Annotated in this window: 25 protein-coding genes, 1 tRNA gene and 2 pseudogenes; 8 read left to right on the forward strand and 20 right to left on the reverse strand. The window is 60.7% G+C overall.

The genetic code is table 11. From position 1 onward, the window contains the following. The first annotated feature begins 235 nt into the window (after nucleotides 1-235). The gene (locus tag KY494_RS12705; RefSeq protein ID WP_035825103.1) at nucleotides 236-1456 is read left to right on the forward strand and encodes a polyhydroxyalkanoate depolymerase; all 1221 of its coding nucleotides are present in this window, start codon (nucleotides 236-238) and stop codon (nucleotides 1454-1456) included. A gap of 66 nt (nucleotides 1457-1522) precedes the next feature. Here KY494_RS12705 and KY494_RS12710 read toward each other — a convergent pair whose 3' ends face one another. From KY494_RS12710 to KY494_RS12720, 3 genes are all read right to left on the reverse strand, one after another. After that, nucleotides 1523-2218 carry a DOPA 4,5-dioxygenase family protein gene (locus tag KY494_RS12710; RefSeq protein ID WP_219133033.1) on the reverse strand — a complete coding sequence of 232 codons (696 nt, stop codon included), beginning with the start codon at nucleotides 2216-2218 and terminating at the stop codon, nucleotides 1523-1525. Between the two features lie 42 nt (nucleotides 2219-2260). Further along, on the reverse strand, nucleotides 2261-4795 hold the full coding sequence (locus KY494_RS12715; RefSeq protein ID WP_219891173.1) for a TonB-dependent siderophore receptor: 2535 nt from the start codon (nucleotides 4793-4795) through the stop codon (nucleotides 2261-2263). A gap of 138 nt (nucleotides 4796-4933) precedes the next feature. Further along, nucleotides 4934-5674 carry an ABC transporter substrate-binding protein gene (locus KY494_RS12720; protein WP_219891174.1) on the reverse strand — a complete coding sequence of 247 codons (741 nt, stop codon included), beginning with the start codon at nucleotides 5672-5674 and terminating at the stop codon, nucleotides 4934-4936. A gap of 43 nt (nucleotides 5675-5717) precedes the next feature. Here KY494_RS12720 and KY494_RS12725 point away from each other — a divergent pair, with 43 nt between their 5' ends. From KY494_RS12725 to nth, 3 genes are read left to right on the forward strand one after another with little or no spacing between them, the layout of a single operon-like run. Further along, entirely contained in the window at nucleotides 5718-6041 is a 324-nt protein-coding gene (locus tag KY494_RS12725) for a hypothetical protein (RefSeq protein ID WP_219891175.1), read from the forward strand. Then, nucleotides 6038-6772, forward strand: a complete 735-nt coding sequence (gene rsxB / locus KY494_RS12730; RefSeq protein ID WP_219891176.1) for an electron transport complex subunit RsxB — start codon at nucleotides 6038-6040, stop codon at nucleotides 6770-6772. Before KY494_RS12725 ends, rsxB begins: the two co-directional genes overlap by 4 nt. Further along, nucleotides 6769-7416: an endonuclease III gene (gene nth / locus KY494_RS12735; RefSeq protein ID WP_219891177.1), complete on the forward strand. Its 648-nt coding sequence runs from the start codon at nucleotides 6769-6771 to the stop codon at nucleotides 7414-7416. The genes rsxB and nth overlap by 4 nt, the downstream gene beginning before the upstream one ends. Before the next feature lie 136 nt (nucleotides 7417-7552). Here the strand turns inward: nth and proB are convergent, their stop codons facing one another. The 5 genes from proB to rplU form a co-directional block, all read right to left on the reverse strand. Continuing rightward, the gene (gene proB / locus KY494_RS12740; protein WP_219891178.1) at nucleotides 7553-8671 is read right to left on the reverse strand and encodes a glutamate 5-kinase; all 1119 of its coding nucleotides are present in this window, start codon (nucleotides 8669-8671) and stop codon (nucleotides 7553-7555) included. 27 nt (nucleotides 8672-8698) lie between these two features. Continuing rightward, nucleotides 8699-9109 carry a hypothetical protein gene (locus KY494_RS12745; RefSeq protein WP_219891179.1) on the reverse strand — a complete coding sequence of 137 codons (411 nt, stop codon included), beginning with the start codon at nucleotides 9107-9109 and terminating at the stop codon, nucleotides 8699-8701. A gap of 12 nt (nucleotides 9110-9121) precedes the next feature. Beyond that, the gene (gene obgE, locus KY494_RS12750; protein WP_096234008.1) at nucleotides 9122-10231 is read right to left on the reverse strand and encodes a GTPase ObgE; all 1110 of its coding nucleotides are present in this window, start codon (nucleotides 10229-10231) and stop codon (nucleotides 9122-9124) included. 113 nt (nucleotides 10232-10344) lie between these two features. Further along, nucleotides 10345-10617, reverse strand: coding sequence for a 50S ribosomal protein L27 (rpmA, locus tag KY494_RS12755; protein ID WP_010395157.1), 273 nt, complete (start codon nucleotides 10615-10617; stop codon nucleotides 10345-10347). A 40-nt stretch (nucleotides 10618-10657) separates the two neighbouring features. Continuing rightward, entirely contained in the window at nucleotides 10658-10969 is a 312-nt protein-coding gene (gene rplU / locus KY494_RS12760) for a 50S ribosomal protein L21 (RefSeq protein ID WP_038500602.1), read from the reverse strand. 364 nt (nucleotides 10970-11333) lie between these two features. Here rplU and ispB point away from each other — a divergent pair, with 364 nt between their 5' ends. Then, entirely contained in the window at nucleotides 11334-12263 is a 930-nt protein-coding gene (ispB, locus tag KY494_RS12765; protein ID WP_232730948.1) for an octaprenyl diphosphate synthase, read from the forward strand. A 48-nt stretch (nucleotides 12264-12311) separates the two neighbouring features. On the opposite strand, the gene arsH is transcribed toward ispB, so the two are convergent. The 3 genes from arsH to KY494_RS12780 are packed head-to-tail and all read right to left on the reverse strand — an operon-like array spanning nucleotide 12312 to nucleotide 13850. Beyond that, nucleotides 12312-13046, reverse strand: coding sequence for an arsenical resistance protein ArsH (gene arsH / locus KY494_RS12770; RefSeq protein WP_219891180.1), 735 nt, complete (start codon nucleotides 13044-13046; stop codon nucleotides 12312-12314). A gap of 10 nt (nucleotides 13047-13056) precedes the next feature. Next, nucleotides 13057-13479, reverse strand: a complete 423-nt coding sequence (gene arsC, locus KY494_RS12775; RefSeq protein WP_219891181.1) for an arsenate reductase (glutaredoxin) — start codon at nucleotides 13477-13479, stop codon at nucleotides 13057-13059. Continuing rightward, nucleotides 13476-13850 carry a helix-turn-helix transcriptional regulator gene (locus KY494_RS12780; RefSeq protein WP_219891182.1) on the reverse strand — a complete coding sequence of 125 codons (375 nt, stop codon included), beginning with the start codon at nucleotides 13848-13850 and terminating at the stop codon, nucleotides 13476-13478. The genes arsC and KY494_RS12780 overlap by 4 nt, the downstream gene beginning before the upstream one ends. Before the next feature lie 122 nt (nucleotides 13851-13972). Here KY494_RS12780 and KY494_RS12785 point away from each other — a divergent pair, with 122 nt between their 5' ends. Both KY494_RS12785 and KY494_RS12790 read left to right on the forward strand, forming a co-directional pair. Continuing rightward, complete coding sequence (locus KY494_RS12785; RefSeq protein WP_219891183.1) at nucleotides 13973-16066, forward strand: AsmA family protein; 2094 nt, start codon at nucleotides 13973-13975, stop codon at nucleotides 16064-16066. A gap of 54 nt (nucleotides 16067-16120) precedes the next feature. After that, nucleotides 16121-16197 (forward strand) — tRNA-Pro (locus KY494_RS12790). Nucleotides 16198-17064: 867 nt separating this feature from the next. Here the strand turns inward: KY494_RS12790 and KY494_RS12795 are convergent. The 5 genes and pseudogenes from KY494_RS12795 to KY494_RS12810 all read right to left on the reverse strand — a co-directional run bounded on the left by KY494_RS12795 (nucleotide 17065) and on the right by KY494_RS12810 (nucleotide 19836). Next, entirely contained in the window at nucleotides 17065-18288 is a 1224-nt protein-coding gene (locus KY494_RS12795; protein ID WP_219891184.1) for a HEPN domain-containing protein, read from the reverse strand. Nucleotides 18289-18469: 181 nt separating this feature from the next. Beyond that, nucleotides 18470-18736, reverse strand: a pseudogene (locus KY494_RS29730) (IS30 family transposase); the annotation flags it as partial. 74 nt (nucleotides 18737-18810) lie between these two features. Beyond that, nucleotides 18811-19278, reverse strand: a pseudogene (locus KY494_RS29735) (helix-turn-helix domain-containing protein); the annotation flags it as partial. Nucleotides 19279-19332: 54 nt separating this feature from the next. Beyond that, complete coding sequence (locus KY494_RS12805; protein ID WP_219891186.1) at nucleotides 19333-19596, reverse strand: hypothetical protein; 264 nt, start codon at nucleotides 19594-19596, stop codon at nucleotides 19333-19335. A gap of 60 nt (nucleotides 19597-19656) precedes the next feature. Beyond that, a complete protein-coding gene (locus KY494_RS12810; protein WP_219891187.1) occupies nucleotides 19657-19836 on the reverse strand; it encodes a transposase in 180 nt (59 codons plus the stop codon). Between the two features lie 344 nt (nucleotides 19837-20180). Between KY494_RS12810 and KY494_RS12815 the strand changes: the two genes are divergently transcribed. Beyond that, on the forward strand, nucleotides 20181-21575 hold the full coding sequence (locus KY494_RS12815; RefSeq protein WP_219891188.1) for a GntP family permease: 1395 nt from the start codon (nucleotides 20181-20183) through the stop codon (nucleotides 21573-21575). A 13-nt stretch (nucleotides 21576-21588) separates the two neighbouring features. Here the strand turns inward: KY494_RS12815 and KY494_RS12820 are convergent, their stop codons facing one another. From KY494_RS12820 to KY494_RS12835, 4 genes are all read right to left on the reverse strand, one after another. Beyond that, nucleotides 21589-22992 carry a sodium:solute symporter family protein gene (locus KY494_RS12820; RefSeq protein WP_219891189.1) on the reverse strand — a complete coding sequence of 468 codons (1404 nt, stop codon included), beginning with the start codon at nucleotides 22990-22992 and terminating at the stop codon, nucleotides 21589-21591. Between the two features lie 131 nt (nucleotides 22993-23123). Next, nucleotides 23124-23927, reverse strand: coding sequence for a 3-oxoadipate enol-lactonase (gene pcaD / locus KY494_RS12825; protein ID WP_219891190.1), 804 nt, complete (start codon nucleotides 23925-23927; stop codon nucleotides 23124-23126). Nucleotides 23928-23938: 11 nt separating this feature from the next. Further along, a complete protein-coding gene (gene catC / locus KY494_RS12830) occupies nucleotides 23939-24229 on the reverse strand; it encodes a muconolactone Delta-isomerase (RefSeq protein ID WP_219891191.1) in 291 nt (96 codons plus the stop codon). A gap of 9 nt (nucleotides 24230-24238) precedes the next feature. Beyond that, nucleotides 24239-25348, reverse strand: coding sequence for a muconate/chloromuconate family cycloisomerase (locus KY494_RS12835; protein WP_219133014.1), 1110 nt, complete (start codon nucleotides 25346-25348; stop codon nucleotides 24239-24241). Between the last annotated feature and the right edge of the window lie 10 nt (nucleotides 25349-25358).

Raw genomic sequence — 25358 nt, forward strand, 5'->3', positions numbered from 1 at the left:
TTCCCCGCAGGGGCGTAGCGGCAAATAAATGCACAAAAAGCAGCGGAAACGCTGCTTTTTTTGCTTTTAAAACATCGTTGCAGGTCTATCCACGCAAGTGTGGCGCGTTGTCACATCATTGCGCAAACTGTGGACCTATGCGTGGTAAAGCACATTTTGTCCTCAACAAATATCGTAAAATTGGATTATGATATTTGAGCCGATATTGGCGCTTGGAATTAAACAAGGACTCTATATGCTTTACCAACTGCACGAACTGCAACGCTCTTTCCTCACCCCGGTGATGCAATGGGCAGACATGTCCTCCAAGTTATTTACCAACCCGGTTTCCCCACTGGCCCACACTCCGTTTTCGCAACGCATCGCAGCCGGCTACGAGCTGATGTACCGCCTTGGCAAAGACTACGAAAAACCGCAATTCGACATCAAATCCGTGCTCGTCCAGGGCGAGAGCGTCGACATCCGCGAACACGTTGTCGTGACAAAACCGTTTTGCCGCCTGATTCACTTCAAAAAAGAAGCCACTGGCTTGCAACAGCCTAAAGTTTTGCTGGTTGCCCCCCTGTCCGGTCACCACTCGACCCTGCTGCGCGATACCGTGCGCGGCTTGCTGGCCGAGCACGATGTCTACATCACCGACTGGACGGACGCGCGCATGGTACCGCTGACGGAAGGCCCGTTCCACCTGGACGACTACATTTACTACGTGCAGGAATTCATCCGCCTGCTGGCGCCTGACTTGCACGTGATTTCCGTCTGTCAACCGACCGTGCCTGTGCTGGCCGCCATCTCGCTGATGGCGACGGCAAAAGATCCGCACATGCCGAAGACCATGACCATGATGGGCGGCCCCATCGACCCGCGCCGCTCGCCCACGCAAGTGAACAACCTGGCGACGGAAAAGAAATTCTCGTGGTTTGAAAACACCGTGATCTACGCGGTGCCGCCGAACTACCCTGGTTTTGGCCGCAAGGTGTATCCGGGCTTCCTGCAGCACGCCGGTTTCATCGCCATGAACCCGGGCCGCCACGCACAAAGCCACCGCGAGTTCTACATGCACCTGGTGACGGGCGATGACGAGCCGGCGGAAGGCCATCGCCAGTTCTACAACGAGTACAACGCCGTGCTGGACATGCCGGCCGAGTACTACCTGGAAACCATCAAAACGGTCTTCCAGGAATTCAGCCTGCCGATGGGCACCTGGAAAGTGGGCGGCCAGCTGGTGCGTCCGCAAGACATCACGAACGTGGCGCTGTTTACCGTAGAAGGCGAACTGGACGACATTTCCGGCGCCGGCCAGACGCAGGCGGCGCATGATTTGTGTTCCGGCATCCCTGCCGAGATGCAGCAAGACTTCGTGGCGCCGAAATGCGGCCATTACGGCATCTTCTCGGGCCGCCGCTGGCGCGAGATCATTTGCCCGAAAATCGGTGAATTCATCCAAAAACACGGCTGATACACGGCATATCCATCGAAACGCCACGCCAGTTCACACTGGCGTGGCATTTTTTTTATGCCCAGCTCATGCGCGCGACGTTTCGATTTTCACTGTCGGGCGCGTATTGACAAAGATTTGCTCGACTCGCGGCTCGCCCGGCCCCGGCTTCTTCATCGCGTAGCCGTTCACGGGCTGCGAACGGTTCACCCACAGCGCGTAATACAGATGGTCGGCACGGGGATCTTCCGTATTCGGGTGGATCAATATCGTCAGGCCCAGACTGTTCAACTGTAGCCATGGCACGATCACAGGCAATAAATCATTGGTAAAGCCGAAATAGAACGACGGCGTCACGTGCGGGCCGCGCGGCTCCAGGTTCCAGTCGCCCAGCTCGATCTGGAAGCGCTCGGCCGCCCACTTGCGTATCAGCGCCGCCTTCTGGTAACTGTCTTCATCAAAATAGATATGCGCGTGATAACTCTCGATATCCGTGTAGGCGCGCGGCTTGCCCGGCAAGGTTTCCTCGCCGGGCCGCACGCTGACGGGGCGCGGCGTGGGCGCCGTATCCGTATGCTCGCCCCACGGACTTTTGCCGGGCGCAGCTGGTTTTACTTGTTTTGCGCGTTTGACGGCGCCATCCTGCGCCAGCGCCGAAGCAGCCAGGCCCGAAGCGGCCAGGGCCGCCACCAGGCCGCCGCCGCGCAAGACCGTGCGGCGTTGCGGAGAGAGGAGATTGGCCCATTCCAGATCGATGGCCGCGTGTTGATTGTGGTCAGACATAGGATTTCCTGTTCTTGATGATAAGTATGAAGAGAAGGCGGCTCAAAATTGAACTGTGGCACGGGCGTAGTAATAGCCACCCAGAACGCCCAATGGTCCCGAGTTGTCGTACGCGCCCGTGTATTGGGCCAGATTCGCGGCGCTGCGCGCTTCGCGCGGCACCTGGTTCGGTTTCTGGTCGAAGACATTGTTGGCACCCACCGTCACGTTGATGCGCTTGCTGACGTCATAGCCGATGCTCAGGTCCGTGACGAAGGCGGCTTTCAGCTGGTAATCACCGCCCGTGATGGCGTTCAGGCGCTTGAGCTTGCCGTAGCGCGTCTCACGCACGTTGAAAGTCCAACCCGCCCTTTCATACGCCAGCGTGACGATTTCCTTGTCGCGCGGTGCCCGGTACAGCAAGTCGTACTCGGCCGATTTGCTCAGGGTGCCGATATTCGGCAAGCCTTGCAGCACGGTGGGAAGTTCTGCCTTGCCCGCCAGGCTCGTATGGTTGAAATTCGCCGCCGCCGTCCAGCGCAGCTTGCCGTCGGCCACGCGCAGCACATCTTCCGCCGTGAAATCGATGCCGCGCGTGCGCGTGTCGCCCACGTTGGCAAAGTAATGCGCGACGAGGCCATTGCCCACCGTCAAGCCCGCCGAACGCAGCAGGTTTTCAATGATGGTCGCTTGCGCCGCCGTCAACGGCCGGCCGCTGCCGTCGAGCGCCACGCCCGAGCTGCGGTCGATGCCGATGTTCGACGACACGCCCAGGCGGTCGCTGACCTTGATTTGATACGCATCAACGGCCAGGCGCAGGGTGGACGTAGGATTGAAGGTCAGCCCGGCCGACAGGTTCGTCGATTTTTCCGGTTTCAACGCTTGCGCGCCCAGCGCCCGCGCGGCAACGGAATTGGGCTGCGCCAGGGTGTAGGGCACGCCCGCATGATCAGACGTGTTCGAATACGATTGCGTCACCAGGCTGGGGGCGTGAAAACCGTTGCTGACGGTGCCGCGCACGGCCACGGCGGGCGTGACGTCATAACGGGCGGACAAACGGCCCGTCGTCTTGCTGCCGAAATCGGAATATTTCTCGGCACGCAAGGCCGTGTCGAGCAGCCATTGCGGCGTCAGTTTGGCGCCCAGGCCGATATACGCCGCATAGCTGTGGCGCGCCGTGTCGGACGCATCGACGGGTAAATAACCGGCCAGCGCCGACGAACCGCTGCCCTGCCAGGAAGCGGGTTCGCCCGGGCTGCGCTGCTGCGTTTCATGCGAATACTCGAGGCCGACGCTGAGGTCGGCCAGTTCGCTCAATCCCAGTGGCACGGAGCGACGCGCGTCCGCATTTGTCGTCGAACGGCTGTAGCGCTGGTTGCCAATATCAAAATCGGTCTTGCCACCCGGATAAGCCAGCGAGTAATTGGCCGAGTGCTCCACGCCCACGTCGATATCGTCGCGGCCGTAGGTGCTGCTGACATCCCAGCTCCAGCCCGCCGTCTCGCCCTTGATGCCGCCCGTCAAGGAAAAGTCGTTTTCGCTCGTCGTTTCATACGGCGTGAAGCCGTCGGGATACACGGACAGCAAGCCCTTGTTGTTATTGAAAATGGTATTGGGCAGGCGGAAATTCTGCGCCGAGCGGGCATTGCGGTGGGCATACGTGCCGAAGCCGTACAGTTGCACCTCGTTCGACACGTCATAGCCGAGGTTGGCGCTGAGCGAGGCGGTCGTGCTTTGCGGCACGCCCGTATTGCGCCAGGGATTACTGTTGCGGTTCGCTTCGGCCGGGTTCGGCGAGGCACCGGCCGGCAAGCTGTTGTTCGGCCCCAATTTGACCAGCTGGCCATCGCTGTTGCGCACGGCCGGATACGACAAATAGCCGGGATTCAGGCCGAAATTGCGCACGGCGATGCCCTGGCGCTGGACTTCGGCGCCGAAGTGGGCAAAGCCGTGTTCGCCCAGTCGCGTGCCGCCATCGATGCGCGCGGAGCCGTTCGTGCCGTCGCCCGCGTAGGTGGAACCGAGCTGCGTGCTGAAGCTGCCCTTGTCATCGGATTTCAGGATGATGTTGATGACGCCGGCGATGGCGTCCGAGCCGTAGATGGCCGAGGCGCCATCGCGCAGGATTTCCACGCGGGCAATGGCCCCCGTGGGGATCAGGGCCAGGTCGGTGGCGACGGAACCGGGAAAGCCATCCTCATTGACGATGGCCGTCGTATGCCGGCGTTTGCCGTTGACCAGCACCAAGGTATGCGAGGGATCGAGGTTGCGCAGCTGCCCGGCGCGCACGATGCTGCCCAGGTCGGGCTGCACGCGGGCCGGCAAGTTAAACGATGGCAAGGCCGTGTCCAGCGCATCGAGCAAGTTCAACTTGCCTGTGGCCAGCAATTGCTGTGCGCTGATCACGTCGATCGGCGCGGCGCTGTTGGCCACCGTGCGGCCCGTGCCGCGCGCGCCCGTGACGATGACGGCGTCCAGCGGTGCGGCGGCCAGCGCGGCTTGCGCATGCGCCGCGCCAGGCGCCGCCAGCACGAGCACGGCTAACGAAACGGCGTGCGCCAGTTGCCGCCGGCGCGGGGCGGGTTCTTGCTTGTGCATCAATTCCAGCATACGAAAACATCCTTTCAAAGTCGTCAACACAGTAGTTGCAGACTAAAGGATGGACAAACAAACAAGAACGAATGGTTTCGTATTTAGATATTTCGTTTTGGCAACGAACAACAGTGGCGCGACAGCTCAGGGATTCGCTGGAGCCGTCGCCAGGCTCTGGTCGAGCCGCTTCCAGTAATCGCGTTCCAGCCTGGCCGTGTCGATATCGCGCGCCGCCTCGTTGAAGCGCCTTTGCTGCACCGCGCCGTCTGCGGTGCGCTGAAAGCACACGTGCACGGGGCGCTCCTTGAAGACGGTATCGATGATGGCGATGCGCTCACGCTCGGCCTTGCTGAAGTTGCGCCCCATCAGCAAGTGCTGCAGCACGTGGCGCTCGATGACGATCACGCGGTAGCGCTTGATGAACAGTTTCTTCAGATTCGTCGCGTCGTTCAAGCCCTCTTCCGTCTTCAGTTCGCCGCGCGCCACCATGCCATCGAACTGCTCGCCATTCGAATAACCGGCCACGGTGCCGATGCGCAGCTGGCCCAGTTCGGCCAGGGTGGTGCCGGGCACGCCATCTTCTTTCAGATACGCGAGCACGCCTTGCGTATTGCCAACTGGAACAGAAAAGTGACAGAGTTTTTCCCGTTCGGGCGTGCGCCAGACGGCCAGAAACCCGGCGTAGCGGGGACTGGCCAGGCCGAACTGCATGGCGCGCTTCCAGGGAAAATATTCATACCTGACTGTATAGCCGAGACGCTCGAAGACGGCGCTGACCATGGCGCCCGACATGCCATCGGCAGGCAGACTATGGGAAATGAAGGGCGGCCAGTCTTCCGCCGCGAAACGGACGATGCGCGAACTGGCAGCGCCGGGCGCCGCCATGGGAGATCCTGCCTGCCCGTGCTCAAGGGCAAGCGCAGAGTGCATGAATAAACAGAAGGGCAAACCAACTGTCCGGAGGAAACGCATGTTTTGCTCCTATGGCCTGGCGCGCCTTGCAATGCAGGCGCGGCAACAGGACTGGCGGTCGGCTTTTTTTGATCACTGGCTTGATAAAAACCATGCTCCCATAAAAAAAAGAATTTTCAAAGTTGTTTATTTTCACTTTGACATTCCCACCGGAAATAAAATACGATTGCGGCGCACCTGCAACAGGCCTGCCATGGGCGTGCTATCCCCTTTCACGACACAGGTTTTTACTTGTGCGCGCGCCGGATGGCCGATAATGGCGTTTTACCGTGGAAGATGACCGTGCCGCACCCTGCCCCTCCCTTACTTGCCGACCAGATCGAAGACTTGCTGCCGCAAACGCAATGCACCAAATGCGGCTACAACGGCTGCCGCCCGTATGCGGAAGCGATTGCCGCCGGCAGCGCCGACATCAACCAGTGCCCACCGGGCGGCGCGCAGGGTATCGTGCGCCTGGCCGGCTTGCTGGGCAAAAAAGTCATTCCGCTCAATCCCGTCAACGGCCTCGAACGTCCGCGATCTGTCGCCTATATCGACGAATCGCTGTGTATCGGCTGTACCCTGTGCATCCAGGCCTGTCCCGTCGACGCCATCGTCGGCGCCGCCAAGCAGATGCATACGGTGGTGACCGATCTGTGCACGGGTTGCGACCTGTGCGTGGCACCGTGCCCCGTCGACTGCATCGTCATGTACCCGGTCAGCGGCGACGCCACGGGCTGGGATGCCTGGAGCCAGGCGGAAGCGGACGACGCGCGCGCGCGCCACGATTTCCGCACACAGCGGCTGCGCCGCGAAGCCGAGGCCAACGAGGCGCGTCTGGCCGCCAAGGCCGTCGCCAAGATGCAGGAAGTGACGCAGGAAGTGCCCGTCACGCCCGACGAACAGGCGGAAAAGGAACGCAAGCGCGCCATCATCGCCGCCGCCATGGAACGCGCGCGCGCCAAGGCCGCCGCCAGCGCCGCCACCCAGACCGAACCGCCCGCCCCCAACACGCCGAAAAAAGACGCATGAACGCTGCCAAACGCCTGGAAATCTTTACGCGCTTTCGCGCCGCCAATCCCTCCCCGAAAACGGAACTCGAATACACGACGCCGTTCGAACTGCTGATCGCCGTGCTGCTGTCGGCGCAGGCGACGGACGTGTCCGTCAACAAGGCGACCCGTTTGCTGTATCCGGTCGCCAATACCCCGGCCAAGATACTGGCGCTGGGCGTCGACGAGCTGGCCAGCTACATCCGCACCATCGGCCTGTTCCGCACCAAGGCGAAGAACGTCATCGCCACCTGCCAGATCCTGCTGGAGCAGCACGGCGGCGAAGTACCGCGCGACCGCGCCTCGCTGGAAGCCTTGCCCGGCGTGGGCCGCAAGACGGCGAATGTGGTCATGAACACGGCGTTTGGCGAACCGACCATGGCGGTCGACACGCATATCTTCCGCGTCTCGAACCGCACCGGCATTGCGCCGGGCAAGAATGTCGATATCGTCGAGCAAAAACTGTTGAAATTCATACCCAAGGAATTCCTGCACGACGCCCACCACTGGCTCATCTTGCACGGCCGCTACACCTGCACGGCGCGCAAGCCGCAATGCTGGAACTGCATGATTGCCGACCTGTGCGATTACAAGGACAAGTCGCCGATGCCGGCCTTGGTATAGGCAACGGCCCGAATGGGCCGATGGAGTCGCTGCGTAGGTCGGATTAGGCGCAAGGCGCCGTAATCCGACAACATTGTTGGCGATGGAGGTGTCGGATTACGGCCCTTCGGGCCTCGGCGGCCCCACCTAATCCGACCTACACCAACACCATATTGTCGCGATGAATCAGCTCATGGCCTTCCATGTAGCCGAGAATGGACTCGATCTCGGTGGAAGGCTTGCGCATGATGCGGCGCGCTTCGCCGCTCGTGTAGTTCGACAGGCCGCGCGCCACAGGCACGCCATCCACGTCGACGCAGGTGATGACGGCGCCGCGGCCGAATTCGCCATTTACACCCGTCACACCGATCGGCAGCAAGGACTTGCCTTCCTGGCGCAGCTTTTGCACGGCGCCCGCGTCCAGCACGACGGCGCCGGCCGTGTGCAGATGATCGGCCATCCACTGCTTGCGCGCTGTCAATTGCCCTGTTTGCGCGCGCAATTCCGTGCCGATCGCTTCTCCACTAGCCAGGCGGCTCAGCACGTCGCTGTCGCGGCCCCAGGCGATGATCGTGTGGGCGCCGGACTTGGCGGCGCGCTTGGCGGCGAGGATTTTCGTCAGCATGCCGCCACGTCCCAGGCTGCTGCCGGCGCCGCCGGCCATCGTTTCCAGGGCCGGATCGCCCGCCACGCCTTGCGTGATCAGGTAGGCGTTCGGGTCCTTGCGCGGGTCGGCCGAGAACAGGCCGTGCTGGTCGGTCAGGATGACCAGTGCATCGGCCTCGATCAGGTTGGCCACCAGGGCGCCCAGGGTGTCGTTGTCGCCGAACTTGATTTCATCGGTGACGACGGTGTCGTTTTCATTGATGATCGGCACCACGCCCAGGCGCAGCAAAGTCGTCAGGGTGGAGCGGGCATTCAGGTAGCGTTCGCGGTCGGCCAGGTCGGCGTGCGTGAGCAGCACTTGCGCCGTGCCGAGGCTGTGGGCGCGGAAGCTGCTTTCATAGATCTGCGCCAGGCCCATCTGGCCGACGGCGGCGCAGGCCTGCAATTCGTGGATATCGGTGGGGCGCTGCTCGAAACCGAGGCGCAGCATGCCTTCGGCGATGGCGCCGGAACTGACCAGCACGACTTCCTTGCCCAGCGCGCGCAAGCCGGAAATCTGCGCGGCCCAGCGCGCGATGGCGGCATGGTCGAGTCCACGGCCATCGTTGGTGACCAGCGAGGAGCCGACTTTGATGATGATGCGGGTAGCTTTTTGAATCACGGAATCCATGGGGCGGCGCTCTTCACTTAATAGACGTCAGCGCGCAGGACGCAGCAGCAGCAAGGCCAGCCCCGCCGTCAGCTCCATTGCGCACATGAACAACACAAAACCCTGGGGCAAGCCGAAACTGATGGCCGCGTACAAACGGCCGGCGGGCTGCGCCAGGACCAACATTGCAGTGATATCGCCGAGGATGGGCGGTTCGCCCTGCCGTGCTGCGAACAGCGCCAGGAGCGCGGTAGCGCCCCAGACACCGACATGGGAGGCGTAGAACTGGCTGTAGCCATTGACGCCATTGAGGAAGATGCCCATGCCGGCCGCCATTTCATCGGCGAACAGCAGGCAGGCGACCGCGCTCAGCCCATAAGCATACGCGATCAGATGCAATACACGGCGCTGCCACGCTTGCTTGCGCGAGGACGCGACAGCGACCGTCTGTACCGACATCGGGGTAAAGCCTTAGTCGAGGATCTTGAAACGCGGGTCATCCGGGTCGATCGACGAGATACCGCGTGCTTCTTCGGTCATCTGCGTTTCTTCGGCACGGCTTTCGCTATGTTTCTTCGCTTCCAGATGCTGGTAAATCGCATTCACCAGTTCCGGGCAACCCTGATGGTTCAGCGCGGAGATCTCGAAGACGGGACCTTTCCAGGCGAAACGTTTGAGGAAGTCCTTCACCAGCTTCTTGCGGTCTTCTTCCGGCACCATGTCGAGCTTGTTCAACACCAGCCAGCGCGGCTTGTCGACCAGCGACTCGTCGTATTTCTTCAGTTCCTTGACCAGCGCCTTGGCTTCCTTGACAGGATCGACGTTGGTTTCAAACGGCGCCAGGTCGACAATGTGCAACAGCAGACCCGTGCGCTGCAAGTGACGCAGGAATTGATGGCCCAGGCCCGCGCCTTCGGAAGCGCCTTCGATCAAGCCGGGAATATCGGCGATCACAAAGCTCTTCTCGTGCGACACGCGCACCACGCCCAAGTTCGGGTGCAGGGTAGTAAATGGGTAATCGGCAATTTTCGGACGCGCGTTCGAGACGGCCGAAATGAACGTCGACTTGCCGGCGTTCGGCATGCCCAGCAGGCCCACATCGGCCAGTACTTTCAGTTCCAGGCGCAGTTCGCGGCGTTCGCCTTCCTTGCCCTCGCCTTTTTGGCGTGGCGCGCGGTTGGTCGAGGACTTGAAGTGGATATTGCCCCAGCCGCCTTCGCCGCCCTTGGCCAGCATTTCGGTCTGGCCGTGCTCGGTCAGATCGGCCAGGATTTCGCCGCTCGCGTTGTCGATGATCAAGGTGCCGACAGGCATGCGCAGATGTATGTCATCGGCGCCCTTGCCATAGCAATCTGCGCCACGGCCAGGCTCGCCATTGCGAGCCTTGTGCATTTTGGAGAAGCGGAAATCGACGAGCGTGTTGATATTGCGGTCGGCGACTGCCCAAATGGTGCCGCCCTTGCCGCCATCGCCGCCATCGGGACCGCCGAAAGGCCGGAATTTTTCACGGCAGAAAGAGGCGCAGCCGTTGCCGCCATCGCCCGCGATGACTTCGATTTTTGCTTCGTCGATAAACTTCATAATTTTGCCGCCATAAAACTAAAAAGGCTCTACCTTGGGCAGAGCCTTTCGATTGAAGGCTTGCGCCTTACATCATGCGATCACGGCGGAGCGAACTGGCGCCCCGCGATGAATTACGCTGGTACTGCTGCGTTAGGTACAACGGTCACGAATTGCTTCGAGCCAGCACCTTTGACAACGAACTTCACTTTGCCCGCGATCAACGCGAACAAGGTGTGGTCTTTGCCCATGCCTACGCCTTCGCCAGCGCGCACTGGGGTGCCGCGTTGACGAATGATGATGCCGCCAGCATTGATAGCTTGGCCGCCGTAGACTTTAACGCCCAGACGTTTTGATTCTGAATCACGGCCGTTTCGCGTTGTGCCGCCGCCTTTTTTATGTGCCATTTAAGACTCCTTGATAGCTGATTAATTCAAACAGCGGCGATTAGCCGTTGATCGAAACGATTTGGATTTCGGTAAAATTCTGGCGATGGCCTTGATGCTTTTGGTAGTGCTTACGACGACGCATCTTGAAAATTTTGACCTTATCATGGCGACCATGCGCCACAACCGTAACCAGTACCGTTGCACCTTCGACCAATGGCGCACCAAATTTAATGGTGTCGCCCGCGCCTACTGCGAGAACTTGATCGATGGTGATTTCGGAACCAATGTCTGCCGGTATCTGTTCTACTTTAAGTTTTTCGCCAGCGACAACTTTGTATTGTTTGCCACCGGTTTTTATGACCGCGTACATGATTTGAAACCTCATCAAATGTTGAAAGAATTTGTCCCACTGCCACGCAAAGCAAGCCGTACACAACAGGGGGAACCAGCGATTATACACGGACTGAGAAATTGCGTCAAAAACTATTCACAAAGCTTGACGATCGTGGTATGTCGACAACCTGACCATCATGTCAGGCTTGCGCCAGGCGGACAGAAAAGCGCGCGCCAGTGCCAACAAGGTCAAACAATTGCTCTACAGTCATAGGCAAACATCACGCTCGCGCAAGCCATGTCGTATAATCGCCGCACCCACAATCTAATGCAGGTTCGCCTTGTCTGACGCTAACAAACACGTTAACCAAAACACCATCGTGCAAACGATTGCCGCCGATATGGACGCAGTCAATACGGTGATCCGCCAAAAACTGCACTCCGACGTGATTCTGATTAACCAGATCGCTGAATACATCATCAGTGCAGGCGGCAAACGCATCCGTCCCGTGCTGATTTTGCTGGTGGCCAATGCCCACGCCTATCGCGGCACGGCGCACCATGAACTGGCTGCCGTGGTCGAATTCATCCATACCGCCACCCTGCTGCACGACGATGTCGTCGATGAATCGTCGATGCGCCGCGGACGCCAGACGGCCAACGCCCTGTTCGGCAATGCGGCCTCGGTGCTGGTGGGCGACTTCCTGCACTCGCGCTCGTTCCAGCTGATGGTGTCGCTGAACAATATGCGCGTCATGCAGATCCTCTCCGACGCCACCAACGTGATCGCCGAAGGCGAAGTGCTGCAGTTGCTGAACATGCACGATCCGGACGTGACGCAAGAGAGCTACCTGAACGTCATCCGCTCGAAGACAGCCAAGCTGTTCGAAGCGTCGGCGCAACTGGGCGCCCTGATCGCCGGCGCCAGCGAAGACGATATCGAAGCGGCTGCCGAATACGGTCGCTCGCTGGGCACGGCCTTCCAGCTGATCGACGACGTGCTCGACTATGCAGGCGACGCCACCGAAATCGGCAAGAACGTGGGCGACGACTTGCGCGAAGGCAAACCGACCATGCCACTGATCTGGCTGATGGAAAACGGCACGCCGGAACAGCGCGAACTGGTGCGCAGCTGCATCGAGCAAGGCGACGAACAGCATTTCGACGCCATCCTCGCCGCCATCACCAGCAGCGGCGCCCTCGACTACACGCGCAAACAGGCGGAAATCGCCGGCCAGCGCGCCGCCGATGCCATCGCCGGCTGGCCGGACAGCGTCTACAAGCAATCGATGCTGCAACTGTGCTCGTTTGCCGTGGACCGCAATCACTGATCGCGTTTCACTATCAGCAATCAAAAACGGCGCCACTGGCGCCGTTTTTCATGAGTCGCTGCTGCGTTCGTGCTCCATCGCCGCGCCCGCCAATGCCTGCACGGTGGCCGGCGCCGCCTCCAGCCGTTCGCTGTAGCGGCTGCCCAGGTAATCGCGGCGGTCGCGCACCAGCAGGGTAAATTTATACAGCTCTTCCATCACATCGACCAGACGCTCGTAATACGGCGACGGCTTCATGCGCCCCGCATCGTCAAATTCCTGATACGCCTTGGCGACCGAAGACTGGTTCGGGATAGTCACCATGCGCATCCAGCGCCCCAGCACACGCAAGCCGTTGACGGCGTTGAACGATTGCGAGCCGCCCGACACTTGCATCACGGCAAGGGTGCGACCCTGCGTGGGCCGCACGCTGCCCGTTTCCAGCGGCAACCAGTCGATCTGCGATTTGAACACGCCCGTGACGGCGCCATGCCGCTCGGGACTGCACCACACTTGCCCTTCCGACCATAGCGACAGTTCACGCAACTCCCGCACCTTCGGATGCTCGGGCGACACACTGTCGACCATGGGCAAGCCATGCGGGTCGAACACGCGCGTCTCGGCGCCAAAGTGGCGCAGGATGCGCTCCGCTTCCAGTGTCAGCAGCTTGCTGTACGAGCGCTCGCGCAAGGAGCCGTACAGCAGCAGGATGCGCGGCGCATGGGTGGACAGTTGCGCCGGCGCCAGCTTGTCCAGATCTGGCACATCCAGGTGCGCGGCGCTGATATTCGGTAGATCCTCCATGGCCAGCCTCTCAAGCCACCGGCTTGCCGTCGGCGCCCACCACGGGCTGGCCGTCTTCCTTGGCAAAGGCGCCTTGCTGCGGCAGCGGCAGGATCTCCAGCACTTTTTCCGACGGCCGGCACAGGCGCACGCCGAGTTCCGTGACGACGATGGGGCGGTTGATCAAAATAGGATGGGCTTGCATGGCGTCGAGCAGGGCGGCATCGCTCAGCTCAACATTGGCCAGCCCCAGCTCCTCGTACAGGGCGCCCTTGTCGCGCATCACCGCGCGTACGGACAGGCCAGCACGCTGAATCAGGCCAACCAGTTCCTCGCGCGATGGCGGGTGCTTGACGTAATCGATGATGACGGGCTCGACGCCCGTGTTGCGGATCAGGGCCAGGGTATTGCGCGAGGTGCCGCACGCCGTGTTGTGATAAATGGTGATCGTCATGTCGTGGTTTCCTTCGGTGTAGTAGTGATGCCCGGCACGCAGCAAGGCACGCCCGCACAGCAGTTCTCGGTCAAAAAGGCCAGCAAGCCGTTCATGCCCGCATAGTTGGCGGCATAGATGATGGAGCGGCCCGCCTTGCTCGCCGTCACCAGATCGGCGTGCGCCAGTTCCTTCAGGTGAAACGACAGCGACGATGGCGCGATGGCCAGCGCCTCGGCGATTTTCGTGGCGGCCATGCCCTCCGGCCCCGTCTGCACCAGCAGGCGGAACACGGCCAGCCGCGATTCCTGTGCCAGCGCGGCCAGCGCCGCGATGGCGGCCGTGCTCGTCAGCGGCCCGGCTTGCGCCGTGATTGCGTTTTCATTTTCCATACTTCAATAATAATCGAATTATGGAATCAACGCCAGCAATCGCGATGTCTACGTAACCCAGCGCACCGACCGTAATGGACGATCGGTCTACCTTGATGAAAAATCACTGCGATTGGCATCCCATGACACGCTCGACACCCCTGAAAATCCTCGGCTGGAGCCTGGCCGCCCTGCTGGCCCTGATCGCCCTCCTCGTCATCTTCGTGCTGACCTTCGACTGGAACCGCGCCCGTCCCTACATCAACGAGAAGGTGTCGGAAAGCACGGGCCGCAGCTTCGTCATCGGCGGCGATTTGCAAGTGAAATGGAAGCAAGGCCTCAAAACGGAGCCGGGCTGGCGTCGCTATGTGCCGCGCCCTGTCATCAGCGCCCAGGACGTACGCATGAGCAACCCGGACTGGGCCACGGCCGGCCCGCAACTGGCCAGCGCCAGACGCCTCGACGTGGCCATCCATCCGCTGCCCCTGCTGCTGCACAGGCTGGTGCTGACGGACCTGGCTCTCGACTCTCCCAATATTGCCCTGCAGCGGCGTGCCGATGGCAGCAATAGCTGGACCCTGAAGGACAACGGTCCCTCGGCATGGGAGGTTGAAATCCAGCGCATGGCCTTCGCCGACGGCGCCATCCGTTACCTCGACGAGGGGCTGGACCTGGACATGCGCGCCAAGGTCAGCTCGACGGCGCCCGACGCCACGCCGGGCGACGCGCCAGGCAGCGCGCCCGTGGAAAAATACGGCATCGAATTTACCCTGGGCGGCAGCTACCGCAAGGCGCCCGTGACGGGCGGCGGCAAGGCGGGCGCCGTGCTGTCCTTGACCGACAACAATACGGTCTATCCCGTGCAGGCGCACGCCGTGCTGGGCAAGAACAAGGCCAGCATCGCCGGCACCCTGACGGACCCGCGCGCATTGTCGGGCATCGATTTGCAGCTGAGCCTGGCCGGCGCCAGCATGGCCGACCTGTACCCGCTGACGGGCGTGCTACTGCCGGAAACGCCGGACTACGCCACCAAGGGTCGCTTGCTGGGCAAGAAGGACGGCGCCAGCTGGACCTGGACCTATCAAAACTTCAAGGGCACGGTGGGCCAGAGCGACCTGGCCGGCACCCTGCAGTATTTGCCGCGCCAGCCCCGTCCCTTGCTGCGCGGCGAAGTGACGTCGCAGCAGTTGCGCCTGGAAGACCTGGGCCCCACCATCGGCGCGGACAGCAATGCGCAGAAACAGGCGCGCGGCAAGGCGCCCGTGCAGCCAAACAACAAAGCCTTGCCCGTGGAACAGTTCAACACGGCCAAATGGAATGCACTCGACGCCGACGTGAAATTTACGGGCAAGAAACTGGTGCGCACGCACGATATCCCGCTCAACGACGTCGTCGCCAATATCCACATGAAAGACAAGGTGCTGAGTCTGACGCCGCTCAACTTCGGCATGGCTGGCGGCGACATCACCGCGAACATCACGCTCGATGGCCGTCAAAAGACCATCGCCGCGCAAGCCAGGGTGACGGCACGCCACCTCAAGATACGCGAACTGTTTCCCAAGCTGCAATCGATGCAAGCGAGTTTCGGCGAAGTGTATGGCGACGCGGCACTCACGGGCCACGGCAATTCCATTTCCGCCATGCTGGCCAGCGCGAATGGCGAGATGGCGGCCACCGTCAGCGAAGGCTCCGTCAGCCAGTTCATGCTGGAACTGGCGGGCCTGAACCTGGCCAATGCCGTCTTCGTGAAAATCTTTGGAGACAAGCAGGTGCACCTGAACTGCCTGGCCAGCGATTTCGCCGTCACGAATGGCCAGGCCGACGTGCGCCGCTTCGTGCTCGACACGGACACGGCCGTTGTGAATGTCACGGGCAACGTCAACCTGGCAAGCGAAACCCTGGACCTCGACGTGCGCCCGCGTACCAAGGGCGCCCGCATCATCACCCTGCGCACGCCGCTGTACGCGAAAGGCACGTTCAAGAACCCGGACGTGGGCCCGCAAAAAGGCCCGCTGGCCCTGAAAGCGGGCGCCGCCGTGGCGCTGGCCACCATCGTCACCCCGCTAGCCGCCCTGCTGCCCTTGGTCAACGTCGACAAGGCCCCCGACACGGACTGCGCCGCCGTCATGGCGCAAGCGAACGCCACGCGCAAGGCCCCCACTTCACCGGCGACGAATGCACCGGCAAAAAAAGTCAGCGAAGCGGAGATCAACAAGGCGCAGCAGGAAAAGAAATAGACCTTGACGCAGCCGCTTGAAAGCCACCCCGCCATCTGCTGTAATGAAGGAAAGCGGGGTGTGGCTCAGCCTGGTAGAGCGCTGCGTTCGGGACGCAGAGGGCGCTGGTTCGAATCCAGTCACCCCGACCAAAATATCCTTTAAAAACAATGCCATATTGCAACACCACCTCGCCCGAAAATCCAACTCAGTGGCAAATCAGTGGCAGTTGGCATGTAACGAAGTGGCGATTGCAATAACTGAGCTTAATTGCAAGGACATTTTGCAAAGAGTTGGCCACCGCCAAAATTCATCCCATCGGTATTGATCTATACCGTGCTCCACAACTTCATGGAGTACGGACATGGCGTCCATTGAAAATCGTTCGCACTATCAGGTCTCGTCAAGAACCGGGACGACCTTACGAAGACCTTCCCCCACGACAAGCAGAAAAATGCGGAAGCTTACCTCCAGTCCCTGCGGGTGCAGAAATTCAAACCAAAGCTGATCCTCCTGAACGACCACTACTTGATCCGCATCCGCAAAAAAAGACTGGTGCAGCAGGTGTTGTACGCGAACTCGCTGAGGGAGGCGGAACTTGTGAGGGCTAGCCGGTTCATTTCTTTCATACTCGACGACCCAGACGTCGCATGGCATGCGGTTTCGGATTGCGCGCCTCAGCCCGAGAGCGACGATCTTTCCACGGCTTGGGGGGGTGTGGAATCCACGTACAACTGGTACTGGCTAGTAGACGGCTTGGTGGCAGCTGGATATTCGCTCCATCTGGCCAACACTACTGCGATCAAGCAATATGATGGTCTCAAGCATCGAGCCGACGAATCCGATGCTCGTCAACTTGCACACGTTCTGCGCCTTGGCTTACTGCCAGAAGGCCATATCATGCCCAAAGCTGCTCGCGCGTTCCGGAACCTTGCTAGGTGGTGGATTTTCCACCTAGCGACGTCTGGAAAAATTAGACCACAACACCCTGTATCTCAAACAAGGCGGGAAATCTATCGCTAGGTGATGGCCGGGCAGCCATACTTCATAATCTTAAGAACTTTCTGCAGTTCCACTGAGGTTGGAACACTGGTGAGCGAGGGCAATGTCAGCACCTTAGTTACCAGCTGGCAGGCTATGTCTTGCATTCGTTCAAGGTGTTCTCTATGCACATCAGCCTTGCCAGAATGTGCAACGCCAGACCGTATTTTGTAGAGGTCTTTCACCTCCTTCTCGAGCGCGAATCGAGAAGCAACGTCGGTTCCGAGCACCATAGCCACGCTTTCGGAAATTTGAGAGGCAATCGAAGGAGTAATGAACCCTTGTTCGGGCGTAAACAAGATTTCGACAGCAATCGCAGCTTTCAGGAATGCGCTCGAAGGAACTCTTTCGGCGAATGATTGGCCTATCCATTCGACGGCAAGCAGAAGGCGGGTACCCATTTCGCTGTTAGAGGCAGAGCTCAGCAAGCGCCAAATTTTGTCGTGACCGTGTTTGGGCTCAATGAAAAAAACAGAATCGATATCAACGAGTTTCCGAACATTTCGTTCTGTTGAGTACGTGCCGTTTCCGGCGCTGTCAAATAAACACGCCTCTCTCGTACGCTCATCAATGCGGTTCAAGATACTCACTTCGGCATCGGTGTCATGAGCTAACATGTACCGTAATATGCGTTCAAACCGTTCGAACATCTCGTCCGTGAGTTCAAGCGCTTTCCCGCTATCACGCGCGTCGACGTGGGCGTGGACCATATAAGGCGCGACGTTGCCACCCATCGAGTCAAACCGGTTGTACATGGCTCGATCTAGTTCCTGCATATGCCGGAGTGAGTCAAAGATCGTAAATGGTCCTAACACAACCGGAGGTACCTTGCCTTCCGTTATTCGCAAACCACGTATCGGTCGGAATGCGTCATAACGGACGAATTGCGCGCCCTTTAGTCCATTCAAAAAGCCACGTACTTTTTTGACGTCGGGCTTGGTTTTTGAGCGAACAAAAGGTGCAATAAAATCAGCAACGTCAACCTCAAAGGTAATTAATGCGTAAGAATTAAAAACTGTTTTCTCCTCACTGTGCAGTTCGCGCATTGCGGCAGAATAGTCTTCTGCAGATGTTTTAAGAACAGAGGTGCCCCGTTTTTCTGTCCCTCGATAAATTTCAGTAATGCGTCTCAGGTCGAACCCCTCGATAGTACAGTCGATTAGACGACTCACAACTTCAGCGATATCAACTTTGGCATTCATGGTGACCTAATAAGAAGAAAGAAATGTCAAATTCTATAGCTCTCGCCCCGCGTATGCGTATTTCACCGTTGCTAAAAAGCCCATTTGACGATGTGGACACCTTGTGTTCGGTAACGTGCACACTCATTCAGAGATTAGATGCAGTCACTTTTTTCTTGACCGTCGGCTTTCGCCTGCGGATTCAATCGGTCAACGCAATACACTGTTCAAATCGTTGAGCCGGTGTTTGGTAGTGTAGCGTCTTCCTGGGGCGCTCGTTGGGTCGCCTGGCTACCGCGTCGAGTTGCTCTTGCGAATACGTGGAAATATCCAGCCCCTTGGGGAAACACTGACGCAACAGGCCGTTGGTAATTTCATTTGAACCACGCTGCCATGGATTCTGTGGATCGCAGAAGTAGACCTGGATGTCGGTGGCCAATGTAAAGCATTTATGCCCAGCGGCTTGCCGTGGGGGTGGCATTCGCGCCAGCAAGCCCGTTGCATCAACGCGGCCGCCTCGTCGTCGCCCTCGCGCGCATGCACCTCCCATGCGACCAGCTTGCGGCTGAACAGGTCGATGACGGCGTACAGATAGAAGAACATGCCGCGCACCTGGCTGGGCAAATAGGTTACGTCCCAGCTCCACACCTCGTTCGGGCCGTGGGCCACGTGGCGCTGCGGCTCGGTGGCCTGTGGCGCTTTGGTCCGGCCGCGATGCTGCTGCTCCTGTGCCGCCCGCAGTATGCGATAGAACGTCGATTCGGACGCCAGATAGGTTCCCTCGTCGGCCAGACGCGGTACAATTTGTGCCGGTGGCAAGTCGGCGAAGCGCGCCTCGTGACAGACGTCGAGCACGCGCTGGCGTTCTTGCTCGCTCAGCTTGTGCGCCGGTGCCGGCCGGGCCGCCGTCGGTCTCGCATCGGCTTGGACCTCACCCGTGCGGCACCAGCGCGCGACGGTGCGCGTACTCCCGGCCCTGTTCGGTACAGGCCGAACCAAGAGGGGCGCCATCTTGGCAGGCTTGCTCAATATCGGCGACCAACTCCTGGCGCCGCGGCAACGCAATCATGCGTCCTCGCCGTCGGTCCACAGCGCTTCGTACTTTCGGGACAGCACCAGCAGTGCCGCCGTCTCAGCCAACGCCTTCTCCTTGCGGCGCAAATCCCTTTCCAGTTCCCGGATGCGCTTCTTCTCTATCGCACGTTCAGTGGAGCCAACTCGGTTCGGTCCAGCAGACAAAGCCGTGTGAACTTCACTGCGCCAGCGTTCCAGCTGTTCCACCAGCAATCCCTTGCGACGGCAGTACGCCGCCAATTCAGTCTCGTTCAAAGGGGCCACCTCCAGCACCACCGCGAACTTGTTGGCGGAACTCCATTGCTCGGGATTTTGTCAATCGCCGGGCACCGCGCGGCCTTGCTCACGCGCCTGCTTGCGCCACAGGTACAGCGTCGCCTTCCGCACGCCGGTGAGCTGTGCCACTTCGGCCACTGGCTTGCTATGCGGCGCGCTCATCTGGCTGAGCGCGTGCTCTTTCTTCTCATTGGTGTATTTCGTTATCGTCAAATCCATCGCCCCAAGGCTGATTAGAACTCCAAATGCTGGAGGTGACAACTATTTTGACAGAGGGGGTTCTCAAGACAGAGGCGGCGAGATCACGCAAGCAGTGGCGCACGCTGAAACATATCCAGGAGGATCTAAAGAATTGGGATTCGAGGGGCCTTGCGACAGGGTTGCAGCATTTGCGAGAGCATGACGAGAGGGTCAATCCTGCCAGCAAACGAATAGATAGCTGACCGTTGGCATCCGTATCTACGCGCAATCCTTGACCCTGCGTGTTGGCGCGCACCTGGGAAGTGTGATATTAATTTAACAATTGATTAATTAAACACTTTCATCACGCAAGGGCCTGACCGATGTCTTTCCTGATAGTTCTGGCCGCACTGGCCTTCCTCATGCTTGCCGCCTACCGCGGCTACAGCGTGATCCTGTTTGCGCCCGTCGCCGCGCTCGGTGCCGTGCTGCTCACCGATCCGTCCGCCGTGCCGGCCGTCTTCAGCGGCATCTTCATGGAAAAAATGGTGGGTTTTATCAAGCTGTATTTCCCCGTCTTTCTGCTCGGCGCCGTGTTCGGCAAGCTGATCGAGCTGTCCGGCTTTTCGCAATCCATCGTCATGGCGGCCATCCGCTACATCGGCAGCGCGCGCGCGAATGCCGTCATCGTTGCCGTGTGCGCGGCCCTGACTTACGGCGGCGTATCGCTGTTCGTGGTGGTGTTTGCCGTGTATCCATTTGCGGCGGAACTGTACCGCCAGAGCAATATCCCCAAGCGCCTGATGCCGGGCGCCATCGCCCTGGGCGCGTTCTCGTTCACCATGGATACGTTACCGGGCACGCCACAGATCCAGAACATCATTCCCACCACTTTTTTCAACACGACCGGCTGGGCTGCGCCATGGCTGGGCACCATCGGCGCCGTGCTGACGGTGATCATGGGCCTGGCCTTCCTGGAATGGCGCCGGCGCTCCGTCATGGCGACGGGCGAAGGGTATGGGGCCGAGGCCGAAAAGGCCACGGCCGACGCGGGCAACCTGCCCCATCCGCTGCTGTCGGTGGCGCCTTTGGTGCTGGTGGGCGTGGCCAACTTTGCGCTGACCAAGCTGATTCCCCACTGGTATGGCGCCAGCTACGTACTCACCGCCGAGGCCCTGCCGGGCTTGCATGCGCCCGTGACGACGGCGATAACCTCCGTGACCGGCATCTGGGCAGTGGAAGGCGCCTTGTTGCTGGGAATCTTGCTCGTGTGCGTGACGGCCTTCGGGCGCATCCGTGCCGCCTTTGCCGAAGGCACCAAGGCGGCCGTGGGCGGTGCGCTGCTGGCGGCCATGAATACGGCGTCCGAATATGGCTTCGGCGGCGTCATCGCGGCACTGCCCGGTTTTCTTGCCGTCAGCAATACCTTGCGCAGCGTGCCCGATCCCCTCGTCAACGCGGCCGTGTCCGTGACGACCCTGGCCGGCATCACTGGTTCGGCGTCGGGCGGCATGAGCATCGCGCTGGCGGCCATGTCGGACAGCTTTATCCAGGCCGCGCAGCAGGCGCACATTCCGCTCGAAGTCATGCATCGCGTGGTGGCCATGGCCAGCGGCGGCATGGATACCTTGCCACACAATGGCGCCGTGATCACCCTGCTGGCCGTCACGGGCCTCACGCACCGCCAGTCCTACCGCGATATTTTCGGCATCACCGTCATCAAGACGGTGGCCGTGTTCCTCGTCATTGCCATCTATTACATGACGGGGCTGGTCTGAGGCTTGGGGCAAGCTACAGCCGCGACGACGATGCCGGCTTCGCCAACACTTGCGCCGGCTTGAACAAATGGCTGATGCCCATGGTCAGCAGCGGACCGGCCAGCGCCAGGTAGGAACTGTCCACACCATACGGATTGCCTGCCAGGAACCAGCCGATGGTGGCGATCACGGAAACGATCACGCCGACGAAGGCGCCGCGCGGCGTGCCGAACTTCGGCGCATAGAAGGCCATCAGCACCAGCACGGCCAGGGTGGCGCGCAAGGCCTTGCCGAGGAAGGCGATCATCAGCAGTTTTTCCGCATACAGCGCCAGCACCAGCGGCAGCAATCCGGCCACGACGATGGCGATGCGCAGGAACATCAGCGATTTCGCGTCGTTCTTCGCCTTGTTGTACCAGGGATCATAAAAGTCTTTCATCGCCAGCGTGGCCGACGCCAAGGTGGTGGCGGAAATGCCGCCGAACAGGGCGCCGGCGAGGCCGACGATCATGATGCTGGCGGAAAACGCCGGCATGTGCGCGATCAGGGTCGGGAAGGCGTCGATCGACTTCATGCCTGGATACAGCACGGCGCTGCACATGCCGATCAGGGCCGCCATCAGGCCGAACGGTATCATCAGCGACGACACGTAATAGCAGGCGCGCTTGGCCACGGCCGGGTTATCCGTGCTGACCAGAGCCTGGATCACGTATTGCGTGGCGAAGATGGAACCGATGCCGCCGATCATCCAGGCGATGATCTGCCCCCAGCCGATCTCGACCCAGTTGAACATCTTGGCCGGCAGCTGCGCCTGCAGCGCGCCGATGCCGCCGGAGGCTTCCAGCGCATACGCCAGCGCCAGGATCACGCCCAGGTATTTGACGATGGAGTGGGCAAAATTGGTGTACACCACCGAGCGCATGCCGCCCAGGCTGACATAGATCACGGTGATGACGCCCACCAGCAAAATGGCCACGGTTTTATTGATGTGCAGCACGGCCGCCAGCACGGCGCCGCCGCTCGCGTACAGGGCGACGGCAACGATGCCCAGCGCGACGATGGTGAGGATGGATGCGGCATAACGCACGGGCTCGCCGTACGTCTGCGCCAGGATGCCGGAAATCGTCGACTGCCCGCTTTCCTTGTATTTTTTGACCAGCACGATGGCCAGCAGCAGGAAACCCAGCGACAGCGCCACCAGATTCCAGGCGGCGGAAATGCCCAGTTCATAGCCTTTTTGCGCCGTGCCGATGCTCACCGAACTGCCGATGAATTCGGACAGCAGCAGCGCGCCGATCAGGTAGGCGGGATAATTGCGCCCGCCCGCCGTCATGCCCTCGGCGCTGTTGGCATGCTTGCGCACGCTATACGTAATGTACGACATGAGGGCGAAATAGCCCACCGTGACCGCCGCGATGATGATTAATCTGTTTTCCATCCGTCTACTCCAAGTCTGCTTTTCTTATTATTATTTTTCAAGAAAGCTTCCCCTGCCGCATGCCGGACCAGCCGGTGGCGGTGCTCAGGGAAAAGTCAAATTCCTGCCATACCGATACGGTACAGCAAGCCTCACAACAAAAAGGTTCGCAACTGCGCCGTAAACAAGTCCGCCGCCTCGACGTTCGAGATATGCGAAGCGGGCAGGCTTGCCAGGCGGGCGCCCGCGATCTGCTGCTGCAGCCAGCGCCCGTCGTCGATGGTGGTCACGGGATCGTGCTCGCCCGCGATGATCAGGGTCGGCACGGCTATCGTACCGACGGCGGTGTGCAAGTCCGTCTGGGCCAGCACGTCGCAGCAGGCCGCGTAGCCGCCGGCATCCTGACTGCGCAAGGTGGCGACCATGCGCGCCACCGTGTCCGCTTCGCGCGCGATAAACTGCGGCGTGAACCAGCGCGCGGGGGCGCCATCGGCCACCGCGGCCATGCCATCGCGCCGGACTTGCTCCGCGCGCGCCAGCCAGGCGTCAGCAGAACCGATGCGCGCCGCCGTATTCGCCAGCACGAGTTGCGTCAGGCACTGCGCCTGGTGTATGCCCAGCCACTGGCCCGTCAGGCCGCCCATGGAAATGCCGCAGAACGCAGCGCGCTCTACATCGAGGTGATCGAGCAGCGCCACCACATCCAGTCCCAGTCGCTCGATGCCGAACGGCTCAGCGCCGGTGACGGACTGGCCATGGCCGCGCGTGTCATAGCGCACGACAAAAAAATCGCCCGCCAGCGCGGCCGCCTGCTCCTGCCACATGGACAGGTCCGTGCCGAGGGAGTTCGACAGGACCAGGCAGGGCTGGGCGCGGTCGCCATCGGTGCGGTAATGCAGGTCGATTCCGTCCACCTCGCACGTTTGCCCGGCAGTGTCGTTGCCTGTATGCGTCATTGCATCTCTCCTCAGGAATCGTCGGCGCGCACCGACGAGGGATGGCGGCACAGCGGCATCACGTCGACCTGCATGTAGGGAAACAGCGGCAGCGAGGTCAGCAAATTATGCAGCTCGTCCACGCTGTCGACGTCGAAGACGCTGATGTTGGCGTACTGGCCGGCGATGCGCCACAGGTGGCGCCACTTGCCCTCGTGCTGCAGGCGCTGGGCCAGTTCTTTTTCCGTTTGTTTGAGCTGCGCCGCCTGTTCGGCGGGCATGTTCAATGGCAGGTTCACGTTCATACGTACATGGAATAACATGGTTTCTCCTTATTGACGCTGCATCGCATGCAGCTTGTCCATATCGATCTCGACGCCCAGGCCCGGACCCGTCGGCACCTGCAGCATGAAGTCGCGGTACACGAGCGGCTCGCGCAAGACTTCCTGCGTCAGCAGCAAGGGGCCAAACAGTTCCGTGCCCCAGGCCAGTTCGGCAAACGTGGAACAGACGTGGGCCGTGGCAGCCGTACCGACGCCGCCTTCGAGCATGGTGCCGCCGTACAGACCCACGCCAGCCAGACGCGCCACAGTGGCCACTTCCAGCGCGGGCAGCAAGCCGCCCGACTGGGTGATTTTCACTGCAAATACGTCAGCCGCATCGGCCTGGGCCAGCGCCAGCGCATCGGCGGGGCCGTGCAAGGCTTCGTCGGCCATGATGGCCACGTCGAAGCGCTGCTTCAGGCGCGCCAGCGCGGCGCGGTTGCCCGCTTTGACGGGCTGCTCGATCAGGTCGATGCCGCCCGCTTCCAGCGCGGCGATGCCGCGCACGGCGTCCGTCTCGCTCCAGGCCTGGTTGACGTCGACGCGCACGCTGGCACGTTCGCCCAGCGCCCGCTTGATCTCCAGCACGTGGGCCACGTCGTCCATCACGTCGCGCAAGCCGATCTTCAGCTTGAAGATGCGGTGGCGGCGCAAGTCCAGCATTTTTTCCCCTTCGGCGATATCGCGCGCGGTGTCGCCGCTGGCCAGCACCCAGGCCACGGGCAGCGCATCGCGCACCCGGCCGCCCAGCAATTCCGACAGCGGCACGTTCAGGCGGCGCGCCTGCGCATCGAGCAGCGCCGTCTCGATCGCGCACTTGGCGAAGCGGTTGCCCTGGATGACCTTGCGCACCCTGGCCATGGCCTTGGCCACTGCGCTTGCCTCCATGCCGAGCAGCAGCGGCGCGATATAGGTATCGATATTCGTCTTGATACTTTCAGGGCTTTCGCCGCCATAGCTCAAGCCACCGATGGTGGTCGCTTCGCCCCAGCCAGTGATGCCGTCGGCGCAGCGCAGCCGCACCAGCACCAAGGTCTGCGTGTTCATGGTGGCGACGGACATCCGGTGCGGGCGGATGGTTGGCACATCGACCAGGTAGGTCTCGATATTTTGAATCATATTTATTCCG

The organism is Janthinobacterium sp. PAMC25594 (assembly GCF_019443505.1).
Lineage (GTDB): Bacteria > Pseudomonadota > Gammaproteobacteria > Burkholderiales > Burkholderiaceae_D > Janthinobacterium.

What these genes read in the sequence shown, in the direction of transcription:
- KY494_RS12705 (WP_035825103.1), top strand. Translation starts at nt 236, where the DNA reads ATGCTTTACCAACTGCACGAACTGCAACGCTCTTTCCTCACCCCGGTG.
- KY494_RS12710 (WP_219133033.1), bottom strand. Translation starts at nt 2,218, where the DNA reads ATGTCTGACCACAATCAACACGCGGCCATCGATCTGGAATGGGCCAAT.
- KY494_RS12715 (WP_219891173.1), bottom strand. Translation starts at nt 4,795, where the DNA reads ATGCACAAGCAAGAACCCGCCCCGCGCCGGCGGCAACTGGCGCACGCC.
- KY494_RS12720 (WP_219891174.1), bottom strand. Translation starts at nt 5,674, where the DNA reads ATGGCGGCGCCCGGCGCTGCCAGTTCGCGCATCGTCCGTTTCGCGGCG.
- KY494_RS12725 (WP_219891175.1), top strand. Translation starts at nt 5,718, where the DNA reads ATGAATAAACAGAAGGGCAAACCAACTGTCCGGAGGAAACGCATGTTT.
- rsxB (WP_219891176.1), top strand. Translation starts at nt 6,038, where the DNA reads ATGACCGTGCCGCACCCTGCCCCTCCCTTACTTGCCGACCAGATCGAA.
- nth (WP_219891177.1), top strand. Translation starts at nt 6,769, where the DNA reads ATGAACGCTGCCAAACGCCTGGAAATCTTTACGCGCTTTCGCGCCGCC.
- proB (WP_219891178.1), bottom strand. Translation starts at nt 8,671, where the DNA reads ATGGATTCCGTGATTCAAAAAGCTACCCGCATCATCATCAAAGTCGGC.
- KY494_RS12745 (WP_219891179.1), bottom strand. Translation starts at nt 9,109, where the DNA reads ATGTCGGTACAGACGGTCGCTGTCGCGTCCTCGCGCAAGCAAGCGTGG.
- obgE (WP_096234008.1), bottom strand. Translation starts at nt 10,231, where the DNA reads ATGAAGTTTATCGACGAAGCAAAAATCGAAGTCATCGCGGGCGATGGC.
- rpmA (WP_010395157.1), bottom strand. Translation starts at nt 10,617, where the DNA reads ATGGCACATAAAAAAGGCGGCGGCACAACGCGAAACGGCCGTGATTCA.
- rplU (WP_038500602.1), bottom strand. Translation starts at nt 10,969, where the DNA reads ATGTACGCGGTCATAAAAACCGGTGGCAAACAATACAAAGTTGTCGCT.
- ispB (WP_232730948.1), top strand. Translation starts at nt 11,334, where the DNA reads ATGGACGCAGTCAATACGGTGATCCGCCAAAAACTGCACTCCGACGTG.
- arsH (WP_219891180.1), bottom strand. Translation starts at nt 13,046, where the DNA reads ATGGAGGATCTACCGAATATCAGCGCCGCGCACCTGGATGTGCCAGAT.
- arsC (WP_219891181.1), bottom strand. Translation starts at nt 13,479, where the DNA reads ATGACGATCACCATTTATCACAACACGGCGTGCGGCACCTCGCGCAAT.
- KY494_RS12780 (WP_219891182.1), bottom strand. Translation starts at nt 13,850, where the DNA reads ATGGAAAATGAAAACGCAATCACGGCGCAAGCCGGGCCGCTGACGAGC.
- KY494_RS12785 (WP_219891183.1), top strand. Translation starts at nt 13,973, where the DNA reads ATGACACGCTCGACACCCCTGAAAATCCTCGGCTGGAGCCTGGCCGCC.
- KY494_RS12795 (WP_219891184.1), bottom strand. Translation starts at nt 18,288, where the DNA reads ATGAATGCCAAAGTTGATATCGCTGAAGTTGTGAGTCGTCTAATCGAC.
- KY494_RS12810 (WP_219891187.1), bottom strand. Translation starts at nt 19,836, where the DNA reads ATGGATTTGACGATAACGAAATACACCAATGAGAAGAAAGAGCACGCG.
- KY494_RS12815 (WP_219891188.1), top strand. Translation starts at nt 20,181, where the DNA reads ATGTCTTTCCTGATAGTTCTGGCCGCACTGGCCTTCCTCATGCTTGCC.
- KY494_RS12820 (WP_219891189.1), bottom strand. Translation starts at nt 22,992, where the DNA reads ATGGAAAACAGATTAATCATCATCGCGGCGGTCACGGTGGGCTATTTC.
- pcaD (WP_219891190.1), bottom strand. Translation starts at nt 23,927, where the DNA reads ATGACGCATACAGGCAACGACACTGCCGGGCAAACGTGCGAGGTGGAC.
- catC (WP_219891191.1), bottom strand. Translation starts at nt 24,229, where the DNA reads ATGTTATTCCATGTACGTATGAACGTGAACCTGCCATTGAACATGCCC.
- KY494_RS12835 (WP_219133014.1), bottom strand. Translation starts at nt 25,348, where the DNA reads ATGATTCAAAATATCGAGACCTACCTGGTCGATGTGCCAACCATCCGC.